General features: G+C 65.4%; 8 protein-coding genes and 1 pseudogene. 5 read left to right on the forward strand and 4 right to left on the reverse strand.

All coding sequences use genetic code 11. From position 1 onward, the window contains the following. Nucleotides 1–624: pseudogene (locus V5A53_RS11075) on the forward strand (hypothetical protein); the annotation flags it as partial. A gap of 30 nt (nucleotides 625–654) precedes the next feature. Here the strand turns inward: V5A53_RS11075 and V5A53_RS11080 are convergent. Then, nucleotides 655–795, reverse strand: a complete 141-nt coding sequence (locus tag V5A53_RS11080) for a DUF7503 family protein (protein ID WP_332313674.1) — start codon at nucleotides 793–795, stop codon at nucleotides 655–657. A 314-nt stretch (nucleotides 796–1,109) separates the two neighbouring features. Here V5A53_RS11080 and V5A53_RS11085 point away from each other — a divergent pair, with 314 nt between their 5' ends. Further along, a complete protein-coding gene (locus V5A53_RS11085) occupies nucleotides 1,110–1,700 on the forward strand; it encodes a hypothetical protein (protein ID WP_332313675.1) in 591 nt (196 codons plus the stop codon). Then, on the forward strand, nucleotides 1,700–3,472 hold the full coding sequence (locus V5A53_RS11090) for a GMC family oxidoreductase N-terminal domain-containing protein (RefSeq protein WP_332313676.1): 1,773 nt from the start codon (nucleotides 1,700–1,702) through the stop codon (nucleotides 3,470–3,472). Before V5A53_RS11085 ends, V5A53_RS11090 begins: the two co-directional genes overlap by 1 nt. A 16-nt stretch (nucleotides 3,473–3,488) precedes the next feature. On the opposite strand, the gene V5A53_RS11095 is transcribed toward V5A53_RS11090, so the two are convergent. Together V5A53_RS11095 and V5A53_RS11100 are read right to left on the reverse strand one after the other, a co-directional pair. Continuing rightward, nucleotides 3,489–3,911, reverse strand: a complete 423-nt coding sequence (locus V5A53_RS11095) for a GtrA family protein (RefSeq protein ID WP_332313677.1) — start codon at nucleotides 3,909–3,911, stop codon at nucleotides 3,489–3,491. Then, the gene (locus V5A53_RS11100) at nucleotides 3,912–5,333 is read right to left on the reverse strand and encodes a sulfatase (RefSeq protein ID WP_332313678.1); all 1,422 of its coding nucleotides are present in this window, start codon (nucleotides 5,331–5,333) and stop codon (nucleotides 3,912–3,914) included. A gap of 189 nt (nucleotides 5,334–5,522) precedes the next feature. Between V5A53_RS11100 and V5A53_RS11105 the strand changes: the two genes are divergently transcribed. Beyond that, nucleotides 5,523–5,930: a Rieske (2Fe-2S) protein gene (locus tag V5A53_RS11105; protein WP_332313679.1), complete on the forward strand. Its 408-nt coding sequence runs from the start codon at nucleotides 5,523–5,525 to the stop codon at nucleotides 5,928–5,930. On the opposite strand, the gene V5A53_RS11110 is transcribed toward V5A53_RS11105, so the two are convergent. After that, nucleotides 5,913–7,160: a glycosyltransferase family 87 protein gene (locus tag V5A53_RS11110; RefSeq protein ID WP_332313680.1), complete on the reverse strand. Its 1,248-nt coding sequence runs from the start codon at nucleotides 7,158–7,160 to the stop codon at nucleotides 5,913–5,915. The genes V5A53_RS11105 and V5A53_RS11110 overlap by 18 nt on opposite strands. Nucleotides 7,161–7,301: 141 nt before the next feature. Between V5A53_RS11110 and V5A53_RS11115 the strand changes: the two genes are divergently transcribed. Continuing rightward, complete coding sequence (locus tag V5A53_RS11115; RefSeq protein ID WP_332313681.1) at nucleotides 7,302–7,676, forward strand: rhodanese-like domain-containing protein; 375 nt, start codon at nucleotides 7,302–7,304, stop codon at nucleotides 7,674–7,676. Nucleotides 7,677–7,695: the final 19 nt, after the last annotated feature.

A 7,695-nucleotide genomic window follows, 5' to 3' on the forward strand; every position in this document is an offset into this window, starting at 1 on the left:
CACGTCGAACCGGAGGGGTTCAACTGCTCGGACGGCTACCTGGACGCGAACCAACTCGGAGACGTCGGTGCCGACACGTTCGTCCTCAACGCCTGTGCCTCCTACGAGCAGGGGCAGCGACTCGTCGACCAGGGAGCCATCGCGGGCGTCGTCACGTTAGAAGAGGTCATCAGTTCAGTAGCGACGAAAATCGGCAAAAACGTCGCACGTCTGCTCAATTACGGCTTCCCTGTGGAAAGTGCGACAAGTCTCATTCGGGAGATCATGTTCACCGGGTCGAGTTACGCTGTCGTGGGTGACTCGAACGCAACGCTGGCTCAGTCCAACGTCCCGGTCCCGAACGTCGTCAGAGTTGCGCTACGTGGTGATGGGCGATTCGACCTGCACGTTGAGTCGTTCGCGAGTTGGAACTACGACGTGGGATCGATGGTCCGACCGTACATCGACGCGTGCGATTGCCACTACGTCGTTCCCGGCGAGATGGATACGTGGGTCGTCGACAACGCCAGTCTGGACGAGTTTCTGGACACCTCAACATATCCGATTGTCGGAGCCAAGAATCTCTACTGGTCCGACGAAATATCCGCCAGTACGCTCCGCGAACGACTACAGTCGTACACCTGAACCACGATTAACGATCTGTTGCTCTGAGATTTACGGACCAGCCGTAGCGCCAACGTTCGAGGCCGCCACTGAACCTGCCTGCGTCAGCAGCAGCATCATCGTAAACAGGACGCCGGTCATCTTCGGGTGTTCTGCGAGCCAGTTCGTAACCGCGTTGTTGTCTTCGGACATGACAGTCTTCCGTACCCAGGGTTGGTAAATAAAACTATCTTAAGATTTAAGACAAGTTATCAGACCCCTTATCAATACTCGAATGGCCGATAGAACAGTTGTACCCGTCGGTGGAGACAATTGTTGGCCGCCAAGTATTGCGTCAGACATTATATACGGCTATCCACGTGGTTCCGGACGCATCGGGTGGAACCTGTCACATCCAAAGATAGACAAAAGGGTCCTGTTCCCAGTCATGGACGGCCAAACGTTGACGGGGACGCCGCTGAATCCAAGTGTATGGCACTCACACGCACGTTGGAGGTGTACCGGCCGTGAGCTACACACGCGGCACGTTCGCGGCGCTGGTCGATGCCGTCGTCCCCGAGACGCCCGAGCTGGCCGACCGGGGGGAGGAACACGTTCCCGGCGGCCTCGCAGTCGACCTGGAGGTGGCCGTCGTCGATCGGGTCAACAACTTCCTCGAAACCCATGGGGCAGCCGCGGCAGTGAGCGATGCCGTGCCGCTCGCGCCCATCGTGGCGACCCTGCTCGATATCGCCGCCATCGAGTTGCTGGTCCGGCGGCGCACCGAAGACGGCCTCGACACGCCCGGGGGTGGCTTTTCGCGCGGCGTCTTCTCGCGGCTCTCCCGAGCGGACCGTCTGCGCGCACTCCGCCTGCTCGAAGACGAGGGGGTCGTGGCGAGGCTGGCCGACCGCTACGATTCCGCCGCGCTGGGGGCCGTGCAGTTCCTCGCCAGTTCCCTGCCCATCCTCATCGAGTTCGTCTACTACTCCGAACTCACGGGCGAGGACGGCGACGGGTCGCTCGGCTGGGAACAGACGGGCTATCCCGGTCCGGCAGAGGGCTATGTGGTCGGGATGGGCTACGAGATCGAGGAGTTCGAGGAGAACGACTACTGATGTACGAACGCGAAACCGACGTCGTCGTGGTCGGCGCTGGCGGGGACGCCCCCGCTTTGGCGTGGCGACTCGGCCAACTCGGAATCGACGTGACGATGCTGGAGGCCGGCCCCTTCTACGGCAACGAGAAGTGGCAGGCGCCGAACGACGCGCCCGGCGGCGAGGTCTCGGCGGATTCCGCCGACTTCTCCGGGGAGTTACTCGACGAGCAGTTCACCGCGAAGGAAGGCGACATGAACGACCCCGTCACCGGAAAGCTCCGGTGGGGGCCGGCGGATGCCGATCGCCCGCCGTGGCAGCGGACCGTCCCACAGCAGGCGCTCATCTCCCAGCTTTCGGGCGTCGGCGGGACGACACAGCACTACTACGCCAACCACCCGCGGGCGTTCGTCGAGAGCATCGACGACCAGCCACACTGGCCAATCGACTACGCCGACCTCGTGCCCTACTATCAACTGTTGGAAGAGACCCACCCGGTCAAGCCGGCACCGACGACGCCGAAGGGTGAGGTGTTCTTCGAGGGCGCCCGCCGCGCTGGCTACGAGTTGAACGAAGGGCTGAACGTCACTGGGGAGGGGTATCGTCCGTTCCCGAACGCCATCACACACCCGGACGAGCGGCTGATGCGCGACGGCGGCGAGGGGGCTGGCGGTGAGAACGCCGCGGACGACGCCTACCGCTATCCCGACTACGAGGGCGACACCCTCGCCATGCACGAACATCAGGGCGGGCCACAGCCGCGTGGCGCGCCGTATCGAGAGCGTGCCAAACGGTCGGCAAGCATCTCGCTCGTCCCACGAGCGCTGGATACCGGCAACGTGGAGATTCGACCGAACGCCTTCGCGACGACGGTGCTGACCGAGGGCGGAGGCGGCTCCATCGAGGCGACCGGCGTCGAGTTCCGGGACACGTGGGCGGGGACGACCGAGCGCGTCCGCGCCGACGTCGTCGTGCTGGCCGCGGGCTGTGTCGAGACGCCGCGACTGTGGCTCAACAGCGGCCTGCCCGACAACGGCTGGGTCGGCAAAGGGATGACCACCCATCACTTCGATTTCGTCGCAGGTGTCTTCGATCCCGATACACTGGAGGACCTCATCGGTCAGCGCCGGACCGAACCCCACCAGGGACAGGCCGCCGGCTCGCGGGTCGACGTACCGGGAACGGGCGGTATCGCGGTCAACACCTTCGCGCCCGGCATCACGGCGATGGCCGTCTACGCCGCCGGGCAGGGCGAGTGGGCCTTCGACCGCGAGGCCGACGGCAAGCCGTGGGATACGGCGGGGCGGCTGTCCGGCCGCGAACTGAAAGCGCGGATGGCCGACTACCGGCGGACGCTGACGCTCATCTGCCACACCGACGACCGGCCGCGACAGGAGAACGGCGTCTCCGTCGACGAATCGACCGAGGACGAACACGGCCCCGTTCCCCTCGTCGAATGGGAGGCCCACTCCGAGGACGACGAACGCCGGGACGAACTGGCCGTCAGAGCCGCCGAGATCCTGGAGGAGGCCGGCGCCGAACACATCCACCGCACCGACGCCGCACCCATCCTCCTGCACATGCAGTCGACGATGGCGATGGGAAAGGTGCTGGATACCGGCGGCGAGGCCAGGGACGTGGGGCGACTGTTCGTCGCCGACCACTCCGCGCTATCGAACGGCGTCGGGGGCGCGAACCCGACGCATACGGGACAGGCGCTGGCCCTGCGGACGGCCGAGCACGTCGCCGAGCGGTACTTCGACGGCGTCGACGAGCCTATCGGCGAGATATAAAAAGGGCGGGACTGGCCTACGACCACGTCCATCGCGCATCAAGGACGTAGCGGTAGATACCGGTCGCTCCGATGGCGAGGGCGTTGGCCACCAGATATTGCAGCGCCCCGAAGTTGACGAGGACATAAAGGACGAGAAGCTGGATGGGAATCGCCGACCCCCGGACGATGTTCGTCTTCACCAGCCCGTAGACGTACGGCCAGCGGTTGGTCTTGCGGTCGGCGTGGAACGTCCACGCGTTGTTGATGACGTACTGAAGGATGATGGTGGTCTCGATGGCCAGAAACGCTGCCACGATGTAGTTGAGGCCGCCCCTATCGACGAGCAGCCACAGCAGAACGAGCTGGATGCCCGCGGCAAGTGTTCCGACGGCGACGAACCGGCGCAGCCGAACTGCGAGCGGTCCCTCGACGAGCTGTCGGAGTAGCTCCCGTACCATCTATCGGTAGCCGAGCGCCGAGAGCCGTCGTTCGAGGTCCTCGTCCACCTCGCCGTCCGCCGTCGGACCCTCCGTCGAGAGGGAAGCCGCGTGTTGTTCGGCGACCGGTCGCAGCTCCTCGATAGCTGCTTCGGCCGCCTCGTCTGGCGTCTCCGAAAGGTCGACCTGCTGGGTCGGGTCGTCGGGCCGGTAGTAGAGTTCCTCCTCGCCGGAGACGGTATTCTGGATGTAGGTCCAGTCGGTCGATCGCGCGCTGACCAGCAGGTCGCCCTCCTCCAGACTGCGGGGGATGGGCTGGGAGGTCACCTCCTCGCCACGGGAGGTCACCGACACGATGGGGTCGCCGGAGGGCGTCTCGCCGTCCAGCAGCGTCGACGTGAGGTCCTCGCCGACCCACTGCTCGGCCGCATCGACGCCGAGCAGGCCGCAGATGGTCGGGGGGATGGCGTCGAGGCCGACCGCCTCGTTTACTCGCCCGCCGTCGGCACCGGGCACGTCGACGATGAACGGGACGTGGATGAGTTCGTCGTAGAGCTTGGGGTAGTGGGCGAGGTGACCGTGTTCCTGGAACTCCTCGCCGTGGTCGCCCGCGATGACCAGAGCGGTCTCGTCGTCGACGCCGGCGGCCGACAGCGCCTCGCGGATGCGGCCGATGCTGGCGTCGACCTGTCGGGCGCCGCCCTGATAGAGCGTCCGGAGGTCGCCGAGGGTCCGTTCGCCCACCTCCCAGCCGAGTCCCGTCCGGGTGTGGGCCGAGAGCATCCGGTGGGTGCCGAGTCGGGAGTCCGAGACCTCCCGGATGTACCGTGGGGCAGGCACGTACGGCGTGTGGGTGTCCATGTAGTGGACCCACAGGAAGAACGGTTCGTCGGTGTCCTCGATGAAGCCGGTCGCCGCGCGCTCGACGTCGAGGCCGCGGGAGGCGTCGAAGAAGGGCTTGTCCTCGACGTCGTGGCGGATCTTCGAGGCGAGACGGCGGAACGGCGAGGCCGCCAACTGGAGCCACGCCTCGACTGTCGGGTGAGCGGCGAGATACCGGCTATAAAAGCGGGAACTGCCGGCGACGAAGGGGTCGAACTCGTCGAAGCCGTCGTCGTAGCCCCAGAAACTCGTCAGGAAACCGTTGGCGGCGTTGAAGCCGCCCGTCTCGAAGCCGGCCTCCGAGAGGGTCTCCGCGAGCGTTTCGGTGTTTTCGACACCGATATCGCCCGAATCCGCGAAGACGGGGCGGGACGCGAGGATGCCGGGGAAGGAAAACGGCGTCCAGTTGCCCGTCGCGAAGGCGTGTTCGAAGACGGTTCCCCCCTCGGCCAACTCCTCGATAACCGGCGTATGCCGGCTCTCGTCGTAGGCAGCCGTTGCATCCGCTCGGAGCGAGTCGACGGTCACGAGGACCACATTAGAGATATCGGCGCCAGTCATCGGTTTAGTTGGTCGAATCGCCCGCGAGCGAACGATTCAGTCCGCGGACGGGGCGATTGGTTACCCTCCCCTTTAGTACGCATTTCCCTGAACCTTCTGGTCTGTTCGAGCGCCGAGTCGCCGAGGACGCCTCGCCGACCTCTCGACCGTCCCCAAGCGGTCAAGTCATCGGCCGTTATATGGCCGCCGATGGCGACTCTCATCGCGAGCACCGACGAGATTCCCGAGAACGGCTCGTATCTCTTCACCGTCGAGGAGGCCGACGGCAGCCTCGAAGAGGTCATCCTCGTAGCCCTCGCGGATGGCGTCTCGGCGTGGAAGAACTTCTGCCAGCACGAGACCGACCAGCGGCTCGACCGCGGCAACGGCGCCGCGATGCGGAACGGCGAGATAATCTGCCCGAAACACGGCTCCATGTTCGACGCCGAATCGGGCTACTGCGACAACGGCAAGGCCGCCGGTTCGACGCTCGTGGAGGTCGATATCTCGGTCCGACACGGTCAGATCTACCTCACCGACGACGACCTCGAATTCCGACACGGGGGCAGCATCGACGACGACGGCGGCCCGAGTTCGACCTCACACCTCCAGCTGTGAGTCGCGGGCGACGAGGACACAGGCCACCAGGATCAGCCAGAGACCGACCGTCGGCGGGAGGACGACCGTAAAGGCCGTCTCGGCGGCGGCAAGCAGCGGGCCTGAAACGCCCTCCGGCAATGGAATCGCACCCAACGAGATCTCGACCTCCTCGTAGCCGACCACGAGGAAGGAGAACAGAACCCCGACGAGGAGGACGGTCCGCGGACGCCCCGTCGGAAGCCGATAGAGCAGCACCGACAAGGGAAAGGCGAAAAGCAGGGAGTACATCGGCTGCAGCGGCAGGAACAGCAACGTCGCCACGACCGTTCCGAGCGCGGCCGCCTGCCGCCGGCCATCGGTGTCGACTCGGTTATAAAGAACGGCGAGGAACGGCGCGAGAATCGCCGCGGAGAGGACGGTTCGAACCGGCCGACTCACGTCGAGTAGCGCCGCCAGCTGGCGGCGGATTCCGTCGACGTTCCGCGAGGCCGTCGGTGTCCCGTCGAAACTGCTGCCCGTATACCGGCCGACGAGCACGTCCGAGAAGTACGTGACCGTGAGGTCCGGTCCGAAGAGGACCGCACCGAGTAGGAGGCCACCGAGACCCGTCAGGACGGCGACGCCGACGGCCCGCCACGCCCGGCGACGGAGTAGCCACAGGCCGATCGCGGCCGGAAAGACCTTTATAAGCGCCGCGCCCGCGAAGAGGGCGCCAGCGAGCGACTCGCGCCGTCGGTCGAGGGCGTCGAAGCCGACCGCGAAGGCCAGCGTCAGCCAATGTGTCACCTGACCGTTTATAAGCGGTATCGCCGCGTAGGCCGAGGTGAGGACGAACCCGACGAGCAGGGCGAAGTCGAGTCGTTCGACCGCGACGCCGCGGCGGCGGAGCGCACGGTAGATGACCACCGCCGTCCCGACGCTCGCGGCGACGTTGAGGACCGTCTGGATGGCGAAGGCGACCAGCGAACTCCCGACGAGTGCGTGGGGGACGAACAGGAGCGTCACGATGGGTGGATAGAGATAGTAGTAATCGAGGCCGGGCGGCGACACCTCGTAGACGTTCTCGCCGGCCAGCAACGCCTCGCCGGCCCGGAGATAGACGTTGGAGGCCAGTCCCACCTGTTCGGGGGCAGTGAGCCACATGAAGGCCAGCGAGACGATGCCGGTGAGGATGCCGACAGCGAGGACGGCGCGCGTGCTGGCGCGGGGGGCCTCAGCAGGACTATCCGGCGACTCGTCGGAGGGCATTCGTTCCAATCTGACGCGGGATGGTATATAAATAGCAGGCCACGAGGCGTCGCTCCGGTCACCTCGAAGGCGAGCGCGCTGGCGCGGTTTCTCGACGTCCCGAGCGCTACAGTTTTGTTTGATAAAGCCAACACTACACTAATGAGCAGTATCCGTCCGAAGGAACTGGACGACCGCCTCGGGTCACCGTCGGGAGACGAGCCGTTCCTCCTCGACATCCGGCCGGAGTCGGCGTTCGAGTCGGGAGCCATCGACGGGAGCCACAACGTTCCCGTGTACAACGATCTGCGCCGCGGCGACGAGTCGGCGCTGCGTGACCGGTTAGGAGACGTGCCGACCGACCGGGACGTGGTCGTCGTCTGTAAGATGGGCTTCGTCGCCAAGAACGCGACGAGTATCCTCAGAGAGGAAGGCTACGATGCGGCGACGTTGCTCGGTGGCATGAGCGGGTGGACGGGGTATCAGAACGGCTCGCTGGGCTACAAACTCCGGTCGCTCGTCTGGCGCTTCCGGTAGCCTGCGCTCCGTTGCTAAT

The organism is Natronomonas sp. (assembly GCF_036625485.1).
GTDB lineage: Archaea > Halobacteriota > Halobacteria > Halobacteriales > Haloarculaceae > Natronomonas.

Excerpts from the sequence above, each read along its gene's own strand:
- V5A53_RS11095 (WP_332313677.1), bottom strand. The coding sequence starts at position 3,911 with ATGGTACGGGAGCTACTCCGACAGCTCGTCGAGGGACCGCTCGCAGTT.
- V5A53_RS11100 (WP_332313678.1), bottom strand. The coding sequence starts at position 5,333 with ATGACTGGCGCCGATATCTCTAATGTGGTCCTCGTGACCGTCGACTCG.
- V5A53_RS11110 (WP_332313680.1), bottom strand. The coding sequence starts at position 7,160 with ATGCCCTCCGACGAGTCGCCGGATAGTCCTGCTGAGGCCCCCCGCGCC.
- V5A53_RS11090 (WP_332313676.1), top strand. The coding sequence starts at position 1,700 with ATGTACGAACGCGAAACCGACGTCGTCGTGGTCGGCGCTGGCGGGGAC.
- V5A53_RS11105 (WP_332313679.1), top strand. The coding sequence starts at position 5,523 with ATGGCGACTCTCATCGCGAGCACCGACGAGATTCCCGAGAACGGCTCG.
- V5A53_RS11080 (WP_332313674.1), bottom strand. The coding sequence starts at position 795 with ATGTCCGAAGACAACAACGCGGTTACGAACTGGCTCGCAGAACACCCG.
- V5A53_RS11115 (WP_332313681.1), top strand. The coding sequence starts at position 7,302 with ATGAGCAGTATCCGTCCGAAGGAACTGGACGACCGCCTCGGGTCACCG.